This is a genomic window from Sorangium sp. So ce362, from assembly GCF_051519845.1.
Lineage (GTDB): Bacteria > Myxococcota_A > Polyangia > Polyangiales > Polyangiaceae > Sorangium.
The window spans coordinates 10269100-10294053 of record NZ_CP150332.1 but is presented as its reverse complement, the minus strand read 5'-3'; the positions used below and the strand labels follow the sequence as shown (position 1 = coordinate 10294053).

Below are 24954 nucleotides of genomic sequence, written 5' to 3'. Positions count from 1 at the left end.
TCCGCGGGCGAGCGCGCCGGGCAGAGCGCCAGGTGGATCTCATCGTCCGGGAGCAAGGGAGCGGCGGCCGACATCGGCCTGGAAGCCTATCATGGGCAGCGGCGCGGGGGCTCCTGGCCCTCGCTGCCGATCGAGAGCGCGGTTCTCGGGATCAGGTCATCTGGCCACGGCGTCCTCAGGCCATCAGGTCAGCTCGCGGCGCTGGCCGCCTGCGCCTCGCCGAGGCGCGGGTAGTCGACGTAGCCGCGCGGGCCGTCGGAGTAGAAGGTCGCGACGTCGGGCGCGTTGAGCGGCGCCCGGCGCGACAGGCGCTCGGGCAGATCGGGGTTGGCCAGGAACGGCACGCCGAAGGAGACGAGGTCCGCCACGCCGGAGCGCAGCGCTTGCTCGGCGGCCTCCCGCGTGTAGCCGCCGTTCACGACGATGGCGCCGCGGAACCGCTCGCGCAGGAGGGGCGTCACCCGCCCCGGGGCGTCCGGCGGCTCGCCGGAGGTCGGCTCCACGACGTGCAGATAGACGAGCTTGCGCGCGGAGAGCTCGGCGGCGACGTGGCCGAAGAGCGCCTTCGGATCGGAGTCGCTCATGTCGTTGTAGTCGCCCGTCGGCGAGACCCGCACGCCGACCCGGTCCGCGCCGAACACGCCGGTCACGGCGTCGGTGACCTCGAGCAGGAACCGCGCCCGGTTCTGGATCGAGCCGCCGTACCGGTCGGTCCTCCGGTTCACGCCGTCGCGGAGGAACTGATCGATGATGTAGCCGTTCGCCGCGTGGAGCTCGACCCCATCGAAGCCGGCGGCCTTGGCCTGGCGCGCCCCGTGCTCGAACTGCGCGACGACGCCGGGGACCTCGTCCGTCTCCAGGGCGCGCGGGGTGCTGTACGGCTGCGGGCCCTCGGCCGTGTGCGCATGGCCCTTGCGGATGGCGATGGCCGAGGACGACACCGGCGCTTGCCGGTTCGGCTGGAACGAGACATGGGACGACCGCCCGACGTGCCAGAGCTGCGCGACGATGCGCCCCCCAGCTCGGTGGACCGCGTCCGTCACGAGCCGCCACCCCTCGACCTGCGCGTCGGTGTGGATGCCCGGCGTGCGGAGATATCCGATGCCCTGCGGGCTGACCTGCGTGGCCTCGGTGACGATGAGGCCTGCCGAGGCCCGCTGCTCGTAATACCGCGCGTGGAGCTCGGTCGGCACGTGGCTGTCCGCGCGGCAGCGCGTCATCGGCGCCATCACGAGGCGGTTCGGCAGCGACAGGGGACCGAGCGCGAAGGGGCTGAACAGCAGGTCAGAGGCGGTGGTCACGATCGATGCTCCTTGCAAAGAAGATGTAGCTTCCGAAAGGGAAGTAGCATCCGTTCGGCGAGCATCATGAATCCATACTACCTCGTGTCAAGGGGCTTCCTTTTTGGTAGTGAAGCGGTCATGCTGTGGCAAGGGTCGTGGAATGAAGCACTCTTGCCAGCACCTCTGCGACAGGTTCCAGGCGGCGATGGCCGTGCTCGCCAAGCCCTGGAACGGCCTCATCATCGCGACGCTCGAGGAGGGCGCGCTCCGCTTCGGCGAGATCGGCGAGCGGCTCGACGCGATCAGCGATCGGATGCTCTCCAGCCGGCTGAAGGAGCTCGAGGCGCTCGGCCTCGTGGTGCGGCGCGTGCTGCCGGGCCCGCCCGTCCGCGTGGAGTACGAGCTGACCGACGCCGGGCGGGGGTTCGGCGATGTGGCGCAGGCGATCTCGCGGTGGGGGGAGCTGCTCGAGGAGAGCGCAGCGCGCGGCGGCGGGGCGAAGCGCGCGCGGCCGCGGGCCGCGCCGGTACGCAAGGACGCGTGACCGATGTCACGGAGGAGTCCGCCAGATCCAGTGCTCCGCTCAGGGAGAGCCTGATGTCGAGCGCTCGTGTGGCGCGGTCGCGCGATGAATGCCTCTGTCGAGCGCCAGGAAGGCCTTGCCGATCGGGGCAAATGGTGATGTGATCCGAGGGCTTCGCACGATCGGAACCCGCCGATGACGCGGAGCGTCAACGCGGTGGCGTCCTCTGGGCGCCGCGGGGGATCGTCGTATGGCCCTGCAGCACCAGCGCCGACCCGCGGGGATGAGGCTAGCGCACCAGGTCTGGTTGTCGCTCGTCGTCCCTATCGCGATGGCGATCCTGCTGTATGGCGTGTTCGCCTCGGCGCACCGCAAACAGGTCCTGCGGGACGAGGCCACGGCGGAGCTCCGCAACTACGCCACCCTGCTCCAGGCGTTCGTCGAGAGCGCGCTGCAGCGCAAGGACATCGCGCTCGTCCGGCGGCGCGCCGAGCACTTCGCGAGCGCCGAGCGCATCCTGGGCGTCGCCGCGTTCACAAGGGAAGGCGAGGCGGTCTTCATCACGGAGGGGGTCAAGCGGGAGGCGGAGCGCCTCGAGGCGTTCGCCTATCGGTCGTTCCGCGAGGGCGGAGACATCGAGGAGCCTGCCCGTCTGGTCGGACAATCGGTGCTGATCCGCACCGTCTCCATCCAGCCGAGCAACGCCAATCCGCCCCTGGTCGCGGTCCTGGTGCGCGACCGCCACTACATCGAGGTGCTGGAGGACACGTTGAATCAGGGCCTGGCGGCGACTGGCGTCGTGCTGCTGCTGATCAGCGCGATCGTGGCCGGGCTCGTGGGGCGCTTCACCGTCGCGCTCCCGGCGAGGGCCATCCTCTCCGGGGCCGAGCGCGTGGCCAGCGGGGATCTCGACGCGGCCGTGCCCGAGAAGGGCGCGGAGGAGCTGTCGCGCCTGGCCCATGCCTTCAACACGATGACGTGGTCGCTGCGGGAAGCCCGGGAGCGCGCCGAGCGGGAGGAGGCGGCGCGGGTGAACGTGGAGCGCAGGTTGCAGCAGGCGCAGGCGCTCGCCGCCGCGGGGCAGGTGGCGACGTCGCTCGGCCACGAGATCGGGTCGCCGCTGAACGTGATCCAGGGCCGCGCGCGCCGCGCGGCCGACCTGCCCGGGTGCCCGGAGCACCTGCGCGCCGAGCTGGAGACGATCGCGCGGCAGTCCGAGCGGATAACGCGCGTCGTCTCCCGCCTCGTCTCCCTCGCTCGGCCGTCGCGGTCGCAGCAGGAGGACAGCGATCTCCGGCGCGTGATCGACGACGTTGTCGCCTTCCTGGGCCCGGAGTGCAGGAAGCGCGACGTCGAGACGAGCGTCCTGTGCCCGCGCGACCGCGGCGCGTGGGCGCGCGTCGCCCTCGACTCCGATCGCCTGTTTCAGGTGGTGTTCAATCTATGCCTGAACGCCATCGAGGCTCAGGACGGCGGAGGCGAGCTCGTGGTGCGCGTGCTCCACGAGTGCGAGGGCCCGGCGGGGTCTCGCGCCGTGTGCTTCGAGGTCGAGGACGCGGGGCCCGGGGTCCGCGCGGAGGACGCGGCCCAGATCTTCGAGCCGTTCTTCACGACGAAGGCGACCCGCGGCGGGAGCGGCCTTGGCCTCGCCATCGTCCACGGCATCGTCGAGGAGGCGGGCGGATCCGTCGAGGTCGCCTCCTCGTCGACCGGCGGGGCGCTCTTCCGGGTCATCCTGCCCACGATACCCTCCGGCTCGCCGGAGAGCAGGAAGGCGAGCGCAGAGGCGAGCTCGGCAGTGGACATGAAGACGAGCTCAGCAATGGACATGAAGACGAGCCCAGCAGTGGGGTTGAAGGCGAACCCCGAGATGAATCTGGTGGCGAGCACAGGGGGCATAGAGGAAGGACAGAAAGGATGAGTTCGAGCTCACCGAACGTGTTGATTGTCGAGGACGACGATGACCTTGGCCGGTTCGTCGTTGACATCGCAACGGACCACGGTTATCAGGCGACGCACGTCGCCGATGCTCTGTCGGGCCTCCGACTGCTCCCGTCCGGCAAATTCGAGCTGCTGATCACGGATATCCGCATGCCGGGCATGGACGGCATCGAGCTGATCGCGCGAGCCAAGGAGCACGACCCGTCCCTGGCGATCATCGCCATCACCGCGTTCGGCTCCGTGGAAACGGGGATGCGCGCCCTCCGCGTCGGCGCCTCCGATTACCTCTCGAAGCCTTTCCGTTCCGATGAGCTAAGCTCTCGCATGCGGCGCGCGCTCGAGCGCCGCGCTCGCGACATCGAGCACGCTCGTCTCCAGCGACAGGTCGAAGAAGTTCTGCGCCGCGGCAAATCGTGAGAGCGCGGCGCACAAAGGCCTCGTGACGCCGCCCTTCCCCGGCCTCGTCGAGGCCCGAACAGCCCAGGCGGGATCGAGATTTCCAGGCGCGCACTCGTCCTCAGGAAGGTATTCATGCAACCGAACAACATCGCCGCGAGCTCGAAGGACAAGAGCGGGAGCGGCGCGAGCAAGAAGAAGCCGCCGTCCCGCAAGGGCGGCGCCGTCGGGACCCACCTGGATGTGCGGGAGATGCAGCTCCAGGCGATCCTGGAGGTGCTCAAGGCGGTGAAGGCGGGCAACTTCTCCGCGCGCGTCGGCATCGGCGAGGTGCCGGGGACGATCGGTCAGATCGCCGACGAGGTGAACGACGTCGTCCAGCAGCTGCAGACCGTCGGCTCGGAGATCACGCGCGTGGCGCGCGAGGTGGGCACCGAGGGCAAGCTCGGTGCGCAGGCCGAGGTGCAGGGCGTCAGCGGCACGTGGAAGGACCTCACCGACAACGTGAACGTCCTCGCTGGCAACCTGACCAACCAGGTGCGCAACATCGCGGTCGTGACGACGGCGGTCGCGAACGGCGACCTGTCGAAGCAGATCACGGTCGAGGCGAAGGGGGAGATCCTCGAGCTGAAGAACACCATCAACAAGATGGTGGAGCAGCTGCGCGCGTTCGCGTCGGAGGTGACGCGCGTGGCGCGCGAGGTGGGCACCGAGGGCAAGCTCGGTGCGCAGGCCGAGGTGCGGGGCGTCAGCGGCACGTGGAAGGACCTCACCGACAACGTGAACGTCCTCGCGGGCAACCTGACCAACCAGGTGCGCAACATCGCGGTCGTGACGACGGCGGTCGCGAACGGCGACCTGTCGAAGCAGATCACGGTCGAGGCGAAGGGGGAGATCCTCGAGCTGAAGAACACCATCAACAAGATGGTGGAGCAGCTGCGCGCGTTCGCGTCGGAGGTGACGCGCGTGGCGCGCGAGGTGGGCACCGAGGGCAAGCTCGGTGCGCAGGCCGAGGTGCGGGGCGTCAGCGGCACGTGGAAGGACCTCACCGACAACGTGAACGTCCTCGCTGGCAACCTGACCAACCAGGTGCGCAACATCGCGGTCGTGACGACGGCGGTCGCGAACGGCGACCTGTCGAAGCAGATCACGGTCGAGGCGAAGGGGGAGATCCTCGAGCTGAAGAACACCATCAACAAGATGGTGGAGCAGCTGCGGACGTTCGCCGCGGAGGTGACGCGCGTCGCGCGCGAGGTCGGCACGGACGGCAAGCTCGGCGGTCAGGCGCAGGTGCCCGGCGTCGCCGGCACGTGGAAGGACCTCACCGACAACGTGAACCAGCTCGCCGGCAACCTGACCAACCAGGTGCGCAACATCGCCCTGGTGACGACGGCCGTCGCCAAGGGCGATCTCTCGCAGAAGATCACCGCCGAGGCGCGGGGCGAGATCCTCGAGCTGAAGGACACCATCAACAAGATGGTGGAGCAGCTGCGCGCGTTCGCGTCGGAGGTGACGCGCGTGGCGCGCGAGGTGGGCACCGAGGGCAAGCTCGGTGCGCAGGCCGAGGTGCGGGGCGTCAGCGGCACGTGGAAGGACCTCACCGACAACGTGAACGTCCTCGCGGGCAACCTGACCAACCAGGTGCGCAACATCGCCCTCGTCACGAAGGCGGTCGCGAGCGGCGACCTGTCCCAGAAGATCGCGGTCGAGGCGAAGGGGGAGATCCTCGAGCTGAAGGACACCATCAACAAGATGGTCGATCAGCTGCGCGCGTTCGCCGCGGAGGTGACGCGCGTCGCGCGCGAGGTCGGCACGGACGGCAAGCTCGGCGGTCAGGCGCAGGTGCCCGGCGTCGCCGGCACGTGGAAGGACCTCACCGACAACGTGAACCAGCTCGCCGGCAACCTGACGAACCAGGTGCGCAACATCGCCCTCGTCACGAAGGCGGTCGCGAGCGGCGACCTGTCCCAGAAGATCACGGTCGAGGCGAAGGGGGAGATCCTCGAGCTGAAGGACACCATCAACAAGATGGTCGATCAGCTGCGCGCGTTCGCCGCGGAGGTGACGCGCGTGGCGCGCGAGGTGGGCACCGAGGGCAAGCTCGGCGGCCAGGCGCAGGTGCCCGGGGTGTCCGGGACCTGGAAGGACCTGACCGAGAACGTCAACGTCATGGCCTCGAACCTCACCTCGCAGGTGCGCGGCATCGCCAAGGTCGTGACCGCGGTCGCGAACGGCGACCTGCGCCAGAAGCTCGCCCTGGAGGCCAAGGGCGAGATCGCGTCGCTGGCCGACACCGTCAACGACATGACCTACACGCTGCGCGTCTTCGCCGAGCAGGTGACGACGGTCGCGCGCGAGGTCGGCATCGAGGGCAAGCTCGGCGGCCAGGCCAAGGTGCCCGGCGCGGCCGGCACGTGGAGGGACCTCACCGACAACGTGAACCAGCTCGCCGGCAACCTCTCCACGCAGGTGCGCGCCATCGCCGAGGTCGCGACCGCCGTGACCAAGGGCGACCTGACGCGGGCGATCTCCGTCGAGGCGCAGGGCGAGGTCCTTCAGCTGAAGGACAACATCAACCAGATGATCTCGAACCTGCGAGACACGACGCGCGCCAACCAGGAGCAGGACTGGCTGAAGACGAACCTGGCGCGCTTCTCCGGGATGATGGCCGGGCAGCGGACGATCGAGGCGCTCTCCCGCCTCATCATGTCCGAGGTCACCCCGCTCGTCTCGGCGCAGCACGGGGCCTTCTACGTGCTGGAGTCCGAGGACAAGAACCCGACGCTGAAGCTCACGTCGAGCTACGCATTCCAGAAGCGCAAGGGCATCTCCAACCGGTTCGCGCTGGGCGAGGGGCTCGTCGGGCAGTGCGGCCTCGAGAAGAAGAGCATCGTCGTCACGGATCTGCCGGACGACTACATCCGGGTGAGCTCGGGCCTCGGCGACGCGCCGCCGCGCAACATCTGCGTCCTGCCGGTGCTCTTCGAGGGCGGCCTCAAGGCGGTCATCGAGCTGGCGAGCTTCCAGAACTTCACGCCCATCCACCTCACGTTCCTCGAGCAGCTCACGCAGTCGATCGGCGTCGTGTTCAACATGATCGGCGCCAGCATGAGGACGGAGGAGCTGCTCCAGGAGCTCCAGCGGTCCAACACCGAGCTCGGCTCGCGCTCGCAGGAGCTGGAGGAGAAGGCGTCTGAGCTCGAGATCAAGAACCGCGAGATCGCGCGCGCCAGCGCCTCCCTGGAGGAGAAGGCCAGGGAGCTGTCGCGCACCTCGAAGTACAAGTCCGAGTTCCTCGCGAACATGTCGCACGAGCTGCGCACGCCGCTCAACAGCCTGCTCATCCTCGCCAGGATCCTCGCGGACAACGAGGAGCACACGCTCACGCCGAAGCAGGTCGAGTACGCGAAGACGATCGCCGCCGCGGGGCAGGACCTCCTCCAGCTCATCAACGAGATCCTCGATCTGTCGAAGATCGAGGCCGGCAAGATCGACGTGAAGACCCAGCGGGTGTCGCTGTCCGAGCTCGCGGAGTACGTCGAGCGGAGCTTCCGGCAGATCGCGGAGCAGAAGGAGCTCGAGTTCTGGGTCCGGGTCGCCACCGGCGTGCCCTCGACGATCATGACCGACCTGCAGCGGCTCCAGCAGATCCTGAAGAACCTCCTGTCGAACGCCTTCAAGTTCACGTCGTCCGGGCGCATCTCGCTCGAGATCGAGCTGGCCAGCCGGGGGCTCACGTTCAAGCGGGAGACGCTCATCAAGGCGAAGACCGTCCTGGCGTTCGCCGTCACCGACACGGGCATCGGCATCCCGACGGAGAAGCAGACGCTCATCTTCGACGCGTTCCAGCAGGCCGACGCCTCCACCAGCCGCACCTACGGCGGCACGGGCCTCGGCCTGACGATCAGCCGCGAGCTGGCCAGCCTGCTCGGCGGCGAGATCTCGCTGAACAGCACGCCCGGGCTCGGCAGCAAATTCACCCTCTACCTGCCGGCGGAGCGGCCGGAGCAGAAGGTCATGAAGCCGGCGCGCCCCGAGCTGCCCGAGCCGATCCCGCCGCTGCTCACGAACGGCTCCTCCTCGGTCGCGCTCACGGGGCGGAGCGTGCTCGTCATCGACGATGACGCGCGCAACGTCTTCGCCATCACGAGCCTGCTCGAGAGGCGCGGGGCGCAGGTGCTCCTGGCCGAGAACGCGCGGCACGGCATCGAGCTCCTGCGCGAGGCCGAAGCGAGCATCGATATCGTGCTCATGGACATCATGATGCCCGAGCTCGACGGTTACGAGGCGACGCGCGAGATCCGGAGCGATCCCCGCTTCAACGAGCTGCCGATCATCGCGGTGACGGCCAAGGCGATGCCGGAGGACAGGCAGAAGTGCCTGGACGCCGGCCTGAACGACTTCGTGGCCAAGCCCGTGGACGAGGGGCGGCTGATGTCGGTCATGCTGCACTGGCTGCAGCCGGATTGAGCCACGGAGCCGCACGGTGTCCTCCGCGCCAGAGACGACAAGCATCCTCCTCGTCGACGACCAGCCCGAGAACCTGGCGGCGCTCAAGGCGATCCTTGTCGACGAGAGCTACCGCCTCGTGACCGCCGCGAGCGGGAAGGACGCGCTCCTCAGGATCCTGTCCGAGGACTTCGCGGTCCTCCTGCTCGACGTGCGGCTGCCCGACATCGACGGCTTCGAGGTGGCCTCGCTGGTGAAGCAGCGGGAGCGGTCGCGCCACACGCCGATCATCTTCCTGACCGCGGCGACGGACGACCTCTCGGCCATCTACAAGGCGTACGCGGTCGGCGGCGTCGACTACCTGCTGAAGCCGCTCGAGCCGGAGGTCGTCCAGGCGAAGGTCGCCGTCTTCGTCGAGCTCCACCGGCGCGGCGAGCAGATCAAGGAGCAGGCGGAGCTCCTGCGCAAGGCGGAGCAGCGGCGGCGCGACGCCGAGGTCGAGGACCTCCGGCGCGCCGCCCAGGCGAGGTACCAGAACCTGGCCGACGCCATCCCGCAGTGCGTCTTCACGGCGAAGCTCGACGGCGGCGTCGACTACGTGAGCTCGCGCTGGCTGGAGTACACGGGGCTCGCGTTCGAGGCGCTCCGCGGCTGGGGCTGGCAGGCCGCTGTGCACCCGAACGACCTGAACCAGTTCGTCAGCAAGTGGCGGCGCTGCGTCGAGTCCGGCGAGCCCCTCCAGGGCGAGTGTCGCCTCAGGTCCCGTCAGGGGGCCTACCGGTGGCACCTTTGCCACGCGGTCCCGGAGCGGGATGTCTGGAAGCGCGTGGTCGGCTGGCTCGGCAGCTTCACCGACATCGACGACAGCAAGCGCCACGAGCAGGAGCGCATTCACCTCCTGACGCGCGAGCGGGCGGCCCGCGCGGAGGCCGAGTCCGCGGTGCGCCGCTCGGAGCTGCTCGCCGAGGCGTCGAGCTCGTTCTCGGCGTCGCTCGACGAGGACAGCGTCGCGACGGCCCTTGTGCGCCTCGCCTCGGAGCGCATCTGCACCTGGTGCGTGCTCGACCTGCGCAGGGAGGGCGGCGCGCGCAGGCTCGCCGCCGCGCACCGGGGCCGCGAGGCGGCGCGGTTCGCGGGGCGGTTCGCCCCGCGGGAGCTCCCCCTGACCGAGGAGGGCGTGGGCGCGGTGCTGACGAGCGGCCGCCCCGATCTGCGCGTCGAGTGCGCCCCGCGCGACGTCGCCAGGGCGCTCGACATCGACGATCCGGCCGTGATCCAGGAGATCGGGGCCATGAGCTACCTGTGCGTGCCGCTCGTCACGCGCGGCAACGTGCTCGGCGCGCTCAGCATGGTCTGGGTGGAGCCGAGGGAGCGCTTCGAGCCCCCCGATTTCGCGGTCGCCCTCGACGTCGCCCAGCGCGCGGCGCTCTGCCTCGAGAACGCCCGCCTGCTGCGGCTCACGCGCGAGGCCGTGCAGATCCGCGAGGATTTCGTGGCGGTCGCCTCGCACGAGCTCAGGACGCCGCTCAGCGCGCTCATCTTGCAGGTCCAGGGCCTCATCCGCGCCCTCGGCCGCTCGGACGGCGGGCTGCCGGCGGAGCAGGTGCTCGCGAAGCTCGCCCAGGCGGAGGGGCAGATCGAGCGGCTCACGCGGCTCATCGACACGCTGCTCGACGTGACGCGCATCAACAGCGGCCAGCTCGAGCTGAGCCTCGAGGACGTGGACCTGTGCGACGTGGCGCGCGACGTGGCGAGCCGCCTCGAAATCGAGCTGGAGCGCGCCGGCTGCTCGCTCGACCTGGACATCCCGCAGGCGGCGGTCGGCCGGTGGGACCGCCTGCGCATCGATCAGGTGATCACCAACCTGCTCATGAACGCCATGAAGTACGGCCGCGGCAAGCCGATCCAGCTGCGGATCTCGGTCGACGGCAAGTCCGCGGTGCTCCAGGTGATGGATCAGGGCATCGGGATCGCCCAGGAGTACATCGCCCGGATCTTCGGCCGCTTCGAGCGGGCGGCACCTACAAGCTCGTACGGGGGCCTGGGCGTCGGCCTGTACATCGTGGACCAGATCCTCAGGGCCCACGGCGGGAGCATCCAGGTCGAGAGCGCGCCGGGCATGGGGGCGCGGTTCCAGGTGGCGTTGCCGCTCCCGCCCCGCGCGGCTGGATCGTCGGGGCCGCTGGGCGAGCGCCCTGGATCATCGTTGACCGGTCCTGCCGGCTGAGAGGCACTCTCCTGAGGGCGCCAGGCGCCCCCGGAGGCAGGCACGCCGCTCCGTTGCGCCATGGTTGCAACCGGTGGTTTCAACCATGAAAGGCGGCCCACGGCCGTCGCGGGAAAACGGGCGACGCCGGCATCCCGCGATGGTTGGCCTGCATCGTGCAACATGTTCGTGACAGAGCGCCCGGTGCAACCTCCCGGGGCAGTCCCTTGCCGATCACGATGGAGACACGGAGGCACGGAGCGAACCCAGACCCGTGCCTTCGTGCCTCCGTCGTGTGTGCGTACGTCCGCCGTGAGACGGCGGAAGGCGAGTGGATCTCCCGGGTGGACAGTTTCACGTCCGGACGGGCGCTCAGGGCTCGTGATCTCCGCACGGTGACGCTGCGTAAAAGATCGAAACAGTTTATAGGTTGACGAGCCCTCCGCTGAGCGACGTGATCGGTCTGCCACCACATCGGTAGTTCAAGTGAAACTTTCTATCAGCCTAGTCGGCCCCTCGATCAGCACTGGTTCTCTCATGGGCCAGTCATCCTCGCTCGAAGCGGTGGTTCGCGCGGCCGGTACCCGCCGTCGGGTCTCCGCGAGCGCTGCCCGGGGCGCCACGCCGCGAAAGCGCGCCGCCGCCCGGCGGGCGGACGAGCGCACCGCCAACGCGGTCCGTCGCGCGCGCTGACGCGGCCGACGCGGCCGCGGATGTCCAGGGCGCGGCGTCGCTGACGTCGCCGGCGTTCGCAGCCGCGCCGGTCGGTTTCGGGCCCTTGAGGGGCGGCCACGGAGGCACAGACGACGCAGAGGAGAGACAAGAACCTCTGTGTCCTCTGTGCCTCCGTGCTTTCAGCGCGCCTCGGCGTCGAGCAGCGCGCCGAGGTCCTGTCCTCTCATCAGCCGCTCCACCACCTTCACGAGGAGCTTCGGCGTGCAGCCGAAGCAGGGGGTCCCGAGGGCGGCGAGCTTCTGCGCCATCTCGTGGTCGTACGAGGGCTTGCCGCTGTCGGACAGCGCGAGCAGGCAGATCGACTTCACCTTGCTGTCGGCGAGCTGGCGCATCCGGGCGACGAGCTCCTCGGCGTTGCCGCCCTCGAAGAGGTCGGTGATCAGGATGAGCAGCGTCTTCTCGGGGCGCTCGATGAAGTTCGCCTGGGCGTAGGCCACGGCGCGGTTGATGTCGGTGCCGCCGCCGAGCTGCGCCGTGAACAGCACGTCGACCGGATCGACGAGCATCGGTGTCACGTCGACGACCTCGGTGTCGAAGAAGAGGAGCCGTGTGCGGAGGACGTCGAGCGACGCGAAGATCGCGGCCATGATGGAGCTGTAAACGACGCTCTCGCCCATGGAGCCCGACTGGTCGACGAGGATGGCGACGTCCCACTCGTGTCTTCGCGTCTGGTTCGCCCAGAAATAGAGCTTGTCGGGGACGATGCGGCGCCGCTCCGCGTCCCATCCTTTGAGGTTCTTGCGGATGGTGCGCTTCCAGTCGAGGTTCCTGAGCACGCGCAGCGGGCTCGTCGTGTTCCGGCGCAGCGCGCCGAGGACGGCGGTGCGGACCTCGGACTCCAGCGCGCGCCGCACCTCGTCGACGACCTCGCGCACGATCTGCCGGGCGGTCTCCCGGGCGGCGTCGGGGATGAGGCCTCTCGCGCTCATGAGGGTGGCGACGAGCTCGACGTTCTTCTCGAGGAAGGGCAGCGTCTCGGGCTCGAAGAGGAGCTGAGTCAGCCCCTTTCTCTCGATGGCGTCCTTCTGGACGAGCGCGACGATGTCGTGGCTGAAGAACTCGCGCACGGCGGACAGCCACTCGGGCACGTACGGCCGCGAGCCGCCGAGGTTCCCGGCGCGCTCGTCGTAGATGAACGAGAGGGCCTTGTCGAGATCGCCGAGCCGCCGTGGGTCGACGTGGAGGGCGGGCGCCGCGCCGCCGAGCGCGCCGAGCGAGAGGCGCGGGTCGACCCGCTCGGCCTCCGCGCCGAGCGCGAGCCGCCAGCGCAGGAGCGCGTCGCGATCGCTGTCGGTGAGATCGTCCGGCGCGCCTGCGGGGCCGGCGGGGGCGGGCGGCGGTTTGCGGGGGGGGCGGGCGGGCATCGCGGGCAGTGTCGGGGAAACGGGGAACACCGTCCAGTGGACCGAGATAGACCCCGCGGAGAGGCGTTCGAGGCGCTCGACAGCGTCGAGCCCCCACGGTCCGCGTCAAGGGACCAGGCCGGCGGCCCGCGCCGCGTCTCCCATCGAGGAGTCCGCGGGGATCCGCAGCACCGAGCGCGCCGCGCGCAGGTACTCCGCGAGCGACGTCAGCGCCTGGAGGTCGTGGGGAGAGAGGCCGTCCGCCGCGGAGTAAAGCTCCTGGCGCGCCGAGTCGACGGCGCGGGAGCTCGGCGGCCCGGCGCTCGCGTCCGGCGAGGCGTGCTCGAGCGGGACGGGGGTCAGGCCGCGGGCGTGGAACCACCGGACGATGGCGACCCGGATCTGCTCCTTCCGGAAGGCGCGCCAGCGGCGGAGATGCTCCGGCCTCGCCGCGAGCGCGGCCTTGAACCGCCGGAACGATCCCGGGCCCTGCATGCCGTGGAGCAGCGCCCGCCGGAGCTCCACGTCGTCCACCGTCGGAATGAACGCCTCCAGCCACCGGTACTGGTCCCGCGCGGCGATGGCCTCGATGACCACGCACCCCGGGGCCTCCTCGATGCGCGCGCGCGTGGCGGGGTCGACGAGCCGCTCGTTCAGCCGGATCACGGCGCCCGTGTCGAGGTGAAGGAAGTGACGCACGCCCCGGGCGATGTTGTCGAACGCGTTCGCGAGCGCGATCCAGTCGACAGGCACCCTCCGGCCCGGAGCAGCCGACTCCGCCGTGGTGTGGCTCATGTTCGCGCCCGGCTTCAGGCAGGCCTCATGCCATGAGCGCAGATCGCGTGTGTTCGCGGGCCATCTCGCTCGCCGCGCGGCGCCATGGGTGTTGCGTTCTGCGACAGCGCGACGAGCGAGCGGAGTCGACGCCGCGAGGCGGCGCCGGCGATCACCGCCCTCGCGACGCGGGGCGGGTCACGGCTTCGGGTCGCTCGCGCGCCCTGTGCGCATGCCGTACCGCTCGAGCTTCCGGTACAGGGTCGCCCGATCGAAGCCCAGGATCTGCGCTGCCTGGCTCTTGTTTCCGCCGACCACCTCCAGGACGCGCAGGATGTAGCGTCGCTCGACCTCCTCCATGGGCACGAGCTCGGCCGGGTCGTCGCTGGAGACCAGCACGTGAGAGCGCCGGTAGGTGCGAATCTTCTCGGGGAGATCGTCGACCGTGAGCTGGTCGTACCGCGCGAGCGCGACCGCCCGCTCGATGCAGTTCTGGAGCTCGCGGACGTTGCCGGGCCACGCGTAGGCCATGAGCCTCTCGGCGGCGGGCGCCGAGAGGCCCTGGATCGGCCTCGCCTTGACGGCCGCGAAGTGCTCGAGGAAGTGCTGCGCGAGCAGCAGCACGTCGGCGCCGCGGGAGCGGAGCGGCGGCAGGTCGACGTGAACCACGTTGATCCGGTAATAGAGATCCTCGCGGAAGCGGCGCTCCTCGATCGCGGTCTCCAGGTCGCGGTTTGTCGCGGCGATGAGCCGGACGTCCACCGGCATCTCCTCATCGCCGCCGACGGGCCGGACGACGCGCTCCTGGAGGGCGCGCAGGAGCTTCGGCTGGAGCCCGACGGGCAGCTCGCCGATCTCGTCGAGGAACAGGGTCCCGCCGTGGGCCCGCGCGAACAGGCCGCTCCTCGCGCCCTTGGCGTCGGTGAACGCGCCCCGCGCGTGGCCGAAGAGCTCGCTCTCGAGGAGGGCGTCCGGGACCGCCGCGCAGTTCACCGCCACGAACGCGCCCTCGCCCCGCCGGCTGCGCTTGTGCACGGCGCGGGCGACGAGCTCTTTGCCGGTCCCGCTCTCTCCCGTGATGAGGATCGATGTCTCGGAGTCGGCGACCCGATCGAGCAGGTCGAACACGCTCCTCATCCCCGGGCTGCCGCTGAGGATCTGCTCGTAGCCGCGGGGGTCGGCCACGGCGCGCCGCAGGCGGCGGACCTCCTCGCGGAGGGCGCGGTGGCGCAGGGCGCGCTCGACGGTCAGCCGGAGCGCGTCGAGCTCGAACGGCTTTGTCACGAAGTCGTACGCGCCGGCGCGGATGGCCGATGTGGCGGTGTCGAGGCTGCCGAACGCGGTGATGACGATGACCGGCAGATCGGGCCGGTTCTGGACGATCCGCTCGCAGAGCTCGAGGCCGTTCATGCCGCGCATGGTCATGTCGGTGACCACGACGTCGAAGTCCTCGACGCCGAGGAGCTCGAGCGCCTCGGCGGCCGACGTGCGCCATGCCGTCCGGAACCCCCGCTTCTTGAGCCCGGCGTCGAGGAGCTCGCAGACGCCGCGCTCGTCGTCGACGATCAGGACGCGCCCGCTCATGGCTTCCCCTGCGGCAGGACCATCGTGAAGCGGCTCCCGGAGCCGACCTGGCTGTCGACATGGATCCAGCCGCCGTGCTCCTTGATGATGCCGTAGGCGACCGACAGGCCGAGCCCGGTCCCTTCGCCGACGGGCTTTGTCGTGAAGAACGGCTCGAAGATGTGCTCGAGGACGTCTGCCGGTATGCCCACTCCCTCGTCGCAAACGGACAGCGCGACGTACTCGCCCTCTGCACCTCCCGGGTTGTCGGGGGGACTGGCGCGCTCCGCCCGGACGCCGACCGCCAGCGTGCCGCCGGACGGCATGGCCTGGATGGCGTTGACCACCACATTCGTGAGCGCCTGCTGGAGCTGGTCGGCGTCTGCGTGGACGACAAGCTCCGGCGCGTCGCCTTCCTGAACGATCGTGACGCCCTGCTTCTCCGCCAGCGGCCTCAGCATCGTGAACGTGCTGCGGAGGACGCTCCTCAGCGGGGTCTCCTGCATCTGCGCGCTGCGGCGCCGGGCGAAATCGAGCAGCTGGCGGATGATCTGGGTCATCCGCTGCGACTGCTCGAGGATGATCTGTCCGTTGGCCGGCACCTCGTCTCCCGAGACGTCCCCGTCGACCAGCATGCGTGCGCGCCCCGCGACGACCTGGAGGGGCGCGCCCAGCTCGTGTGCGATGCCGGACGCGAGCTTGCCGACCGTGGCGAGCCGCTCGGCGTGGCGGAGCTGCTGGAGCGCGGCGAGCCGCGCCGCCGCCTCGGATTCGAGCTTCTGATTCGCCGCGGCGAGGCGATCGCACATCGCGTTCATTTCCCGTCCGAGCTCGCCGATCTCGTCTTTCTGGTGCAGCGACAGGCGTCGGGAGAGATCGCCGGCGCCGATCCTCCGCGCCTGGTCGATCAGCGTTCGCATGGGACGTCCCACGAGCCCGACGCCGAGGGACGTCGTAAGCAACCCGCATACCAGCGTCAGGGCGGCCGTCGTGACGGTCGTGCTCAGGATCATGCTCCGGATGGTCTGGCGCGCTCCTGCCAGCGACTCGGAGAGCTCCAGCGCGCCGACGCGGTCGCCGGGCACCGGCACGGGCACGCAGGTGACGAGCATCTCCACGTCTCCGCGGGGGATCCTGTGCACGACCGCTTGCCCCTTCGAGGCGGGGGCGAGCAGCTCGGGCGAAAGGCGCGGTCGATGGGCCTCGTCGGCCTGCTCGTCGAGCCAGACCCACCGGACGTCCACCTGGCGCTCGCGCTCGTTGGCGTCCTCGACCAGGCGCAGCGCCCGCGCCGACCCCTCGGAGCGCCACACCTCCGTGACGGCCGCGGCGAGCGCGCGGCCCATCGTGTGGTGGTCCCGCTGCACGTCCTTCTCGAAGATCCTGGCCTCTTTGCGGACCTGGACATAGGCGCTCAGCGCGAGGACAAGGAAGACCCCGAAGACCAGGGCGAGCGTCAGCTTGCGCGCGAGCTTCATGCCCGACGTCGTAGCGCAGGCGGCGCGCGCCGAGCCATCCGCTCGAGGCCGCCGCAAAGTACGACATGCTGCATTTTGCGGCACCGGCGATGGCCCCCATGGCGGGCCGGCGGGTCTCCCTGCCCTGCCGGGCAGGTGGGGCCGCTTCGGTGTGCTGCATCACATCGGCTTCTCGGGGATCTTCTCCGGGCAGCAGAACAGATGATCTGGCACGAGCATGGCGCAGCCGTCTTTCCAGGGGTCGTCAGGCGCGTAGTCCGTCCGGTTCTCCGCAGGATAGAAGTACGCCCTGGGCTTTTCTGGATCCGCGCAGGCGCCGTCGCGCTCCGGCGCCGCCTCGCGTCCCTTCGGCGCGCCGGTGCCCTTCGCGCAGGCAGCGAGCGCGGCGCCCGCCACGAGGACGATGAGGAGAGCCGTGGCGGGCTCGCGTGCCCACGGCGACGAGCGCCTGGGCTGTCGCCGCGGAGAGGGCTGCAGGGGAGAGCTGCCCGTCCTCGGGCCCTCTGCGTGCGTGGAGATCAGCGGGTGCATTGGGCCTGTGGGTTAGCATCGCGCGATGGTTCGCGCGAAGCCAGGAGCGCCGGACGCCCGCGATCTTCGTGAAAGAGAGGCTATACCGACGCCTGGCGCGCACGACGCGCCTTGTCCCGTTCTCTCTTTGGGCGGGTGCATGGATAGTATCGCGCAGCTGAGAGGAACGTCCTTGACCATGCGGGCGAGCGGCTGCTCGATTTCTTCGAGGAGCACCCGAGGTGACGACGATGGGCAGGCTGGGTCGTGACGAGGCCGGGCCCGTGATGGGGCCGGCCTGCCACGCGGCGTGGGCCTGCGACGACACCTGCCGCAGGCGCGGCCCGGGCTTTCCAGGCGGCGCTCCGCGGCACGCGCCGTGCTCCTCCGGGCTGGCATGCCGTGCTCTCGATCCGCTGCGCTGATCGCTTTGCTGACGCTGTTCTCCGGCTGTGCCGCCCGGCCGCAGCCCGTACTTCCCGTTGCCCTCGAGATCCCGCGCGCGCCGGCCGCGCGCCCGTCCGAGGCCCAGGCGGAGGGGAACGCCGCGTCCGGCGGGGTGGTCCTGGTCTGGGGCAGCGCGCGCGATGGGGCGCCGCGGACATGGCATGTCGCGGAGGGCGGCGCGGTGATCCGCGAGGAGCCCGGGATCGTCGTGGCGACCCGGCGAGGGGAGTGGCAATGGGAGGTGCGCGAGGAGCAGGTGGCGACCTCGGCCTGCGAGCTCGGGCTCGGGGGGATGCGCGAGCCGGGCGAGGGCACGGCGATCCGCGGGGAGCTCGTGCTGCGCGGGAAGAGCGAGCGGCAGGAGGTGATCACGCCGCCGGACGGGGACGAGAGCAACGAGATCCACCACACGACCGCGCTGGTCGGGAGCGTGGGGCCGTACCTGTTCATCGAGGAGCGGACGTACACCGACCTTTGCGGGGCGCACGGCTTCGAGGGCGTGGCGTTCGTGGCGTGGGACGCCGAGAAGGGCGCGGCCGTCGACCTGCTCGCCGAGGTGTCCGACGCGCCTGCGCTGCAGAGCGCGGCCGAGGTGCTCCTCGACCAGAACGAGCACGACGTGGAGGTCGCGTGGCGAGAGCGGGACGCCCCGGAGCTCGTGCAGGTCGCGCCAACCTACAACGCCCGGGGGGCGCTCCGGCTGACCGCGCAGCTCGCGCGAGCCGTCTGCTATGCCTGCAGTGACGGGGAATGGAGCTCCTACACGCGCTCGGCGGTGGTGCCGATCGCGAGGACGCCGGCGCGCCTCGCGGCGTGGGCGTCCCCGCCGCCCGGCGTGCGGGCGTTCCTGGAGCGGACGCCTGGCGTCAGGCTCGGCGGGTGGTCGCGGTCCGGCCAGGAGGAGCGAGCCGACCGCGCCCGCTGATTCATCGGGAAAGAAAGCCGGAGCGCCCGAGGAAGCGCGGCGTGGGCCCACGCAGGAGCACCGCAGGGTCAACACGGCTCGCCTGGGGTGACGTGTGCCTACGGACCCAAACTGCGCTGCGGGCTCGCTCGACGTCGCGACGTCAGTCGACTGCGATCGCGACCGCCGTGTCGTCCGGGTACGTGAAACCCTGCTCGACGGTGAACGGATCGATGGGGGACGCGCACGAGCCGTCTTCACACGTGGCGGCGCCGAAGAGCTCGAGGGCGAACTCGAACGCTCCGGGCTGTACGGCGACGGCGCGCTGGCAGTTCTCGGCGAATGGAGGATGGTCCGGGTGCACGCAGGCGATGGGCATCTGCTGGGGCTCGTACAGCAGACCGGCCCAATGGAAGATCGCGCTCTGTCCGGCGGCGATCTGGATCGCGGTGTCGTCGTCGCAGTCGTACGGCCAAGGGCCCTCCGTCTGGGCCGCTTCGCAGGTCAACTGAAGGTCCCGGAACTCCGCCGTTCCGAGGCGCCCGCCCTCGGGACCGATGCGGAAGCGCTCGAAGCACTCGTGATAGCGGTAATAGAGGGGCGTCGCGCGGTGGTTGGTCACCGTGAACGTCACCCGGGTTCCCGCCTCGTCGTTGTCGAACGCCGAGCAATCGACGTCGCCGCTGCCGCCGCCGCCGCCGCCGCCGCTGCTGCTGCCGTCCGGCCCTCCGTCGGAGCCGCCGTCACCGCCCTGGCCGCCGCCGCCGCCGGCGGAGCTGCTCGTGGAGCCGGCCGGGCCCGCCGCCGTCCTGTCATCGCCGCAGGCGGACGCCAGTAGACAAACGCAAACCATCGCCAAGTATCTCGACATGAGCGCACCTCTCGGGGGCGCCGAGCGCAAACGCTGGGCCAAGCTCGTGGATCCCGCGGATCGCGTGGTTTCGCCGCGTCGCTGAAGGTCGCGTGTGCATCCCTGAGCCTTTCTGTGCCGGAGCGCTCAGCTCCTCTCGCGCCCTTGCGGTCTCTCTCCTTCCCGCGCTCCGTGTCCTTCCAGCTCCTCCTGCGAAGTCACCCCCGGGTCGCCGACGCAGCCGCGCAGCGCGCCGCGCCGGAGGCGGGCCTGGCCCCGGCCCTCCGCGATCCGCAGCGAGGCCCCTCCCTCCGCCGGCTCCTGCGCCGGTCCTCTTCCTCGTCACCCTTCCTCGCGCTCACACCCGTACGTCTCGCGGATCTCCGTCGCCATCCGGTGCACCACCGCGCCTGCGTCCGCGCGCACGTGCAGCTCCAGCCCCGGCATCAGCTCCACGCGCCGCCACGCTCGACCGAGCTCCGCCGCGTCCGCGTGCTCCCCCGCGCCGGGCGCCGCGCTCGCGGGCGGCTCCGGCGGCAGCACCTCCTTCGCCAGCTCCTCGAGCGGGATCTCGGCGAGCTTCCGCTTGATCTCCGGGAGCAGCAGGTTGTGCTCGCGCAGCTTCTTGATCGCGAGCGCCCGCACGAGGTGCTCGCGGCCGTACGTCGTGCGACGGCCGCGGAACGCGGGCTTGTCCATCAGCCCCTCCGCGAACCAGTGCTTGATCGTGCCTGTGCTCACGCCGGCGGCGCGCGCCAGCTCGACGGCGCTGTAGCCGCGCGGGGCGACGGGGGGCGTGGGGACCAGGGGCATCGAGACATCCTGGGCAACAAACAAGACAAAAGTCAACGTAATCTAGAGAATATGACCTGGTTTCTGGAAAGAAACGAGCTTCATCCAGAAAATTCATGCTGAAATCTGGTTGTTTCAAAGCTAAATCTAGAGAATTGACTCAAATAACAAGATAACAACGAGCTAGATCCAGAAAAACCACTCAGGAATCAAGCGAATCGGGCACGCTCCGGGCTCCTCTGTGGAGTCCGTGGGGGCATGGCTCGAGCAAACAACGACGCTGTCTCCTTCTCGTTCATTTCCCCTTCGTCGTTTCGCGCCTTGCCCACGGCGCGGGAGCGCTCACGCGCAGGGCGATCGACCTCTTCGCCTGGCGGGTCTCGCCACGCGATGCCCGCGACGCGGATGGGCCCGTCCGCCGCGCCACGCCTCCTCGCCCCGCGATCGGGCTTGTTTTGCCTACATAGGCCGAGGTCGCCGGTCCGTTTGACTTCGCGCGTGATGTTCCTCGACGATGGTCCGGCGCATGGCACGCACGGCCCCCGCTCCGAATACCCCGGCGATTCCTGGCATGAACCCCGGCACGTTCCTCCTGGGAGGCGGGGCGGGGGCGGTCGCTCACGTCGAGCGACGCTGCTCGTCGGAGGCGAAATCCTGATGCAGCGATGGCCTCCTGTCACGTGCGAGCAGCTCCGCCAGGCACCCGTCGTTCCCGGCGTGGGCCCTCGACCGGACTCGCTGACGCCCGCGGAGGACGAGGAGCTCCTCGAGCTGACGGGTCGCCGCGGGTTCCCGATCCTCGCGGGGGTAGCGTTCGGCTACCCTGCCGCCCGCGCGCTCGCGCCCAGCTCGGCGCCTTCGGAGCGCCGCGACGACCATCGCCTCTTCGCGTGGGATCGCTGGACGGGCGCTCGCTACCTCGACAGCTACGGCCACCTGGGCTCCGGTCAGTGGCGTGAGCACGTGACGCTGATGGCGCACGTGAGCTCGTTCGATGCTTTCTGGCCTCGGCTCGTCGTGGGATCTCGATTGTCTACATCAATCGAGTTCTGGGGACGGCTGAACGGGGAATTCTCGCTTTCTCCATCGAGCGAAGAGGCGTGGTTTCGTTGCTCGGTCGATGTCGTCCTCGCGGATGCGCGCCGCTTCGAGCGTGCGCCTCCCGTCATCGAGGGGCCGCGCCTCTTCGCGCGTACGCTGCCCGTCCTCGCGGACGTGCTTCGACTCTGTGACCATGAACGCGGCCGAGCGGCGTTCGACGTGGGCCACGGCGTCGCCGCGCGCGCGCACTCTGAGATCTCGATACCCGCCGGCGCCCCTCTGTACACGGACCCTTCGCCCCTCCTGTCGCGCCGTGTGTGGGTGGCGGACGATCGCGTGATTCAGTGCGAGTTCGCGCTGGGGCAGGTGGTCTCGCGCCTCGACGTGACGCGCACGGAGGCGATACTCCATCGCTCCCCGTTGCCACCGCTCGGTTCGCCTCGGCTCGAGCGCTACCTGGAAGCGCAGCAGGCCCGCTGCGTCGCTGCTCCGCCGGTCTCGGGGCCACCGGTCTATCTCGACCCCGCGCGCGAGCTGCTGAACGGGCGCTGTATCGTCATGCCCTGGGAGGACGCGCAGCCAGACGCGGTACGGTGGCTCGGGCTGCTCCCACGGGAGGTGCTGCCGCTGCGATTGCAGTGGCGCCTGGATAAGCTCTATCCCGGCTTCGAGACGGTCACGACCGGCCTCCACCTCGTGGACTGGCCCCTCTGGTCGTGGAGGCGCTGGGGGTTCGTCGCCGTCGGAGCATGGCACGACTGGATGCTGCTGCTGTGGTCCGGGGAGCTAGGATTGTGGTCCTACGCGCGCAAGGTCGACACGATGAGCTTCGTGGCAGGCGAGATCCGGACATGGCTCGAGATCCGCGCGGCGGAGGACGCCCTCGCGGAGGCGAAGCAGCTCGACCTAGAGCTCGCTTTTCCGCTGGATGTGCCCGTGCGGCGAGGGCTCATCGCAGAGCGGCTCGGGCTTCGACCCGTCCGCGAGTGCACGGACCACCTCGTGTCGAGCTTCGAGGGCGAGGGCCTCTGGATCCGCGAGATGGCGCCGCCGATCGGAGCGCCGTTCTGTGTGGCTCGCTGCGACACGAGCGAGCGGGCGCTCGCGCTGGTCGAGAGAGCACGAGAGGCGATGGGGCTCGATGTCGTGGCCATCGGCTCCCTGGGCAGGCGGCTCTCGGAGGCGCTCCAACGTGCTGGCTTCCAGACGATCGCATCGCACGGGCAGTGGTGGTCGGATTTCAACCCTCCTCCCACGTGGGACCCGTGATGTCGAGGCCCGGGTCGGCGACCTCGTGGGCGGGTCGCGTCGCTAGAGCCCGCCGTCAGAGCAGATCGTCCAGGTCGTCCATCGCCTGGGAGAGGTCCGCGCTCATCTCCTTCAGCTTCTCGCGATCCTTCTCCAGCAGCACGGCCTGCGCGGCGCGGGCCTTGTCCCCGAGCTTGCGCGCCGCGAGCACGTTCTCGAGCAGGTACCGCCGCTCGGTCGCCCCGAGCGCCGCGAACGCGCGCCGCAGGACCGGGAGCGTGTCCTTGAAGCGCTCGGGCGCGATGGCCCCGAGGAAGGCGTCGAGCGCCTCGACAACGGGGCGGCTCTTCACGAGCACGAGCGCGTTCACCTCGAGGAAGCCGGCCAGGAACGACGCCGCCGCCTCGGGCGGGGTCGCGCCCCCGAGCCGCAGGCCGACGATCCGCGCCACCTCGGCGTCGTCGATCGCCTGCGCCAGGTAGAGCAGCCCGCAGGCCATGCCGGACGCCGACGGGTTCACCGCGTCGCTGTCCACGAGCCCTCGCGCCGCGGCGAGCCACGCCGCGCGGTCGACGATCGGCTGCGACAGCGCCACGTCGTGCAGCGTGCGCAGCGCGTCCTTGGCCGCGGCGACCGCCTCGTCGCTGCCCGTGCAGCCCCCGTGCACGCGCAAGACCGCGCGCGCGAACGTCTTCTCGAGCATCGGCGCGATCACCCCGTCGCCGAGCGACGACAGCGACCGCGACGACCCGAACGACGCGAGCCCCGCGAAGGCGCGGCACGCCCGGGCGAGCGACGGCAGATCGCTGTCGCCCGCGGCGAACTGGTCGCACGCCCTGAGCGCCGCGGCCACCGCGCGGGCGCTGGACGCGAGCACGCCGTTCAAGAGCACGTCGGCGGCCTCGCCGGTCGTGTGGCACGCCGCGAGGTCCTCCTCGAGCAGCCGCGTCGCCACCTGCTCCAGCGTGTCGCCGAGGACGATCTTCTCGACGAGCGCCACGTCGGTGGACGGCGTCCACTGCGCCTCCCAGGTCTCGCTGAGCTGCCCGAGCAGCTCGTCCGGCGGCGTCTCCTGCGCCGCCTGGCCCCGCCGCCTGGCCCCGCCCCCGGCGCGCCGCGCGCCGGCGTAGGCCGCGTAGGGGATCTTCGCGATGCGGAGCCGGTGCAGGAGCACGCTCGTGTCGACCTCCACCGCGTTGGTGAGCGACAGCCGGAACGACTCGGGCGCGTCCGTGGCGGGGAGCCTGCGCTCGCGCACCTCGCGCCAGAACTCCTCCTGGAGCGAGTTCTTCCCGATGCCGCCCCCGACGCGACCCACGTTGCGCCCGATGACCGCCGGCCACAGGAATCCGTCGACGTGCGTGGCGTCGCCGCGGCACATCGTGGCGATCGTCGCCTCGCGCACCTCGTCGAGGCCGGGCTCCGCCTTGCCGCGGAGCTCGGCGAGCGTGACCGCGAGGCGGAAGGCCTCGATGGTGTCGGCGAGCGAGGCCATGAAGCCGCGGAGGCGGAGGTGCTCGGTGAAGTCGATCAGCACCTCGAGGGTGGCGCGCCGGAAGTCGCCGCCCGCGTCGTGCGCGCGCTGGTAGTACTGCGGCGCCCGGTTGCCCGCGCCGTAGCCGAGCTGCTCGGAGAGCCGCGGAAAGCTGAACGGGATCAGCGTCACGGCGCACGGCACCGGCGCCGGCAGCCGCGCCTCCAGCGCGGGATCGACGTCGCGCGCCACGAACGCCGCGGCGTGCGCCGCGCCGAGCACGGCCGCGACCTCGTGCGGGGCGAGATCCGGCCCCATGCGCTCGAGGATGCATCGCGCCATGTACGCGTCGCGCGCCCGGTGGACAAGCCGGTCTCCGTCGCCGCGCACGAGGTCGGCGTACGCGAGGAGCGCCTCGCGGAACGGCCCGGGTTCGTAGCGGGGCGCCTCGAACGAGGCCTCCCAGAACTCCTCGAACGAGCGGAAGCCCCGGGCCCTCGCGCACGCGTCGTAGAGGCTCTCCTGCGCCCCCGCCGCGCCGTCGTCGCCCTCGCCCTCGCCGTCCCCGTCTCCGCCGCGCTCCGCCTCGCTCCCGCGCTCGTGGCCGCCGGGATCCTCGACGTCGTCGTGGCCGACCGTGGCGCCCTCGAACGGCGCGAGCGTCATGCCGACGGGGACGTCGATGAGCTCGACGCGCACGCCGTGCTCGAAGGCCCATTTCACGGCGACGTACTCGGGCGAGTAGGCGGCGAACGGCCACAGGGACGACGCGGGCGTCCCGTCGGTGCGGTAGCCGAGGATCGCGACGGGCGGGACGGTCTTCGGGTCGACGAGCGCCTCGAGGAGCGGCGTCGCGTCGCTCGGGCCCTCGACGAAGATCGCCTTCGGGCGCACCTCGTCGAGGTAGGCGCGCAGCGTCGCGCTGGAGCGCGGCGAGTGGTGACGCACCGGGAAGAGGTGGACGGCGGCGAGCCGGGCCAGGTCCATCGGGGCTCCT

At 70.5% G+C, this 24954-nt stretch carries 16 protein-coding genes; 7 read left to right on the top strand and 9 right to left on the bottom strand.

All coding sequences use genetic code 11. The features are described 5' to 3' along the window. Window positions 1–188: 188 nt before the first annotated feature. Complete coding sequence (locus WMF17_RS39625; RefSeq protein ID WP_437646277.1) at window positions 189–1301, bottom strand: alkene reductase; 1113 nt, start codon at window positions 1299–1301, stop codon at window positions 189–191. 142 nt (window positions 1302–1443) lie between these two features. On the opposite strand from WMF17_RS39625, the gene WMF17_RS39620 reads away from it, so the two are divergent. The 5 genes from WMF17_RS39620 to WMF17_RS39600 all read left to right on the top strand — a co-directional run bounded on the left by WMF17_RS39620 (window position 1444) and on the right by WMF17_RS39600 (window position 10819). Next, window positions 1444–1827, top strand: coding sequence for a winged helix-turn-helix transcriptional regulator (locus WMF17_RS39620; RefSeq protein WP_437598630.1), 384 nt, complete (start codon window positions 1444–1446; stop codon window positions 1825–1827). A 310-nt stretch (window positions 1828–2137) separates the two neighbouring features. After that, window positions 2138–3727 carry an ATP-binding protein gene (locus WMF17_RS39615; RefSeq protein ID WP_437598629.1) on the top strand — a complete coding sequence of 530 codons (1590 nt, stop codon included), beginning with the start codon at window positions 2138–2140 and terminating at the stop codon, window positions 3725–3727. Beyond that, entirely contained in the window at window positions 3724–4164 is a 441-nt protein-coding gene (locus WMF17_RS39610; protein WP_437598627.1) for a response regulator, read from the top strand. The genes WMF17_RS39615 and WMF17_RS39610 overlap by 4 nt, the downstream gene beginning before the upstream one ends. Window positions 4165–4278: 114 nt before the next feature. Beyond that, window positions 4279–8613, top strand: coding sequence for a HAMP domain-containing protein (locus WMF17_RS39605; protein ID WP_437598626.1), 4335 nt, complete (start codon window positions 4279–4281; stop codon window positions 8611–8613). A gap of 16 nt (window positions 8614–8629) precedes the next feature. Then, window positions 8630–10819, top strand: coding sequence for an ATP-binding protein (locus WMF17_RS39600; protein ID WP_437646275.1), 2190 nt, complete (start codon window positions 8630–8632; stop codon window positions 10817–10819). Between the two features lie 833 nt (window positions 10820–11652). Here the strand turns inward: WMF17_RS39600 and WMF17_RS39595 are convergent. From WMF17_RS39595 to WMF17_RS39575, 5 genes are all read right to left on the bottom strand, one after another. Further along, on the bottom strand, window positions 11653–12897 hold the full coding sequence (locus WMF17_RS39595) for a VWA domain-containing protein (protein WP_437598622.1): 1245 nt from the start codon (window positions 12895–12897) through the stop codon (window positions 11653–11655). Window positions 12898–13002: 105 nt separating this feature from the next. Then, window positions 13003–13671, bottom strand: a complete 669-nt coding sequence (locus tag WMF17_RS39590; protein ID WP_437646273.1) for a UPF0158 family protein — start codon at window positions 13669–13671, stop codon at window positions 13003–13005. Window positions 13672–13848: 177 nt separating this feature from the next. Beyond that, window positions 13849–15234 (bottom strand): sigma-54-dependent transcriptional regulator, encoded by a 1386-nt coding sequence (locus tag WMF17_RS39585; protein ID WP_437598619.1) that lies wholly within the window; start codon window positions 15232–15234, stop codon window positions 13849–13851. Next, window positions 15231–16691 (bottom strand): sensor histidine kinase, encoded by a 1461-nt coding sequence (locus WMF17_RS39580; RefSeq protein WP_437598618.1) that lies wholly within the window; start codon window positions 16689–16691, stop codon window positions 15231–15233. Before WMF17_RS39580 ends, WMF17_RS39585 begins: the two co-directional genes overlap by 4 nt. Window positions 16692–16850: 159 nt before the next feature. Continuing rightward, on the bottom strand, window positions 16851–17222 hold the full coding sequence (locus tag WMF17_RS39575; protein WP_437598617.1) for a hypothetical protein: 372 nt from the start codon (window positions 17220–17222) through the stop codon (window positions 16851–16853). Window positions 17223–17598: 376 nt separating this feature from the next. On the opposite strand from WMF17_RS39575, the gene WMF17_RS39570 reads away from it, so the two are divergent. Next, entirely contained in the window at window positions 17599–18573 is a 975-nt protein-coding gene (locus tag WMF17_RS39570; RefSeq protein WP_437646271.1) for a hypothetical protein, read from the top strand. Between the two features lie 142 nt (window positions 18574–18715). Here the strand turns inward: WMF17_RS39570 and WMF17_RS39565 are convergent, their stop codons facing one another. After that, complete coding sequence (locus WMF17_RS39565; protein ID WP_437646270.1) at window positions 18716–19423, bottom strand: hypothetical protein; 708 nt, start codon at window positions 19421–19423, stop codon at window positions 18716–18718. Window positions 19424–19744: 321 nt separating this feature from the next. Next, the gene (locus tag WMF17_RS39560; protein ID WP_437646268.1) at window positions 19745–20215 is read right to left on the bottom strand and encodes a helix-turn-helix domain-containing protein; all 471 of its coding nucleotides are present in this window, start codon (window positions 20213–20215) and stop codon (window positions 19745–19747) included. A 636-nt stretch (window positions 20216–20851) separates the two neighbouring features. Between WMF17_RS39560 and WMF17_RS39555 the strand changes: the two genes are divergently transcribed. Further along, on the top strand, window positions 20852–22504 hold the full coding sequence (locus tag WMF17_RS39555) for a hypothetical protein (RefSeq protein WP_437646266.1): 1653 nt from the start codon (window positions 20852–20854) through the stop codon (window positions 22502–22504). Between the two features lie 55 nt (window positions 22505–22559). On the opposite strand, the gene WMF17_RS39550 is transcribed toward WMF17_RS39555, so the two are convergent. After that, on the bottom strand, window positions 22560–24944 hold the full coding sequence (locus WMF17_RS39550) for a DUF5682 family protein (protein ID WP_437646264.1): 2385 nt from the start codon (window positions 24942–24944) through the stop codon (window positions 22560–22562). Window positions 24945–24954: the final 10 nt, after the last annotated feature.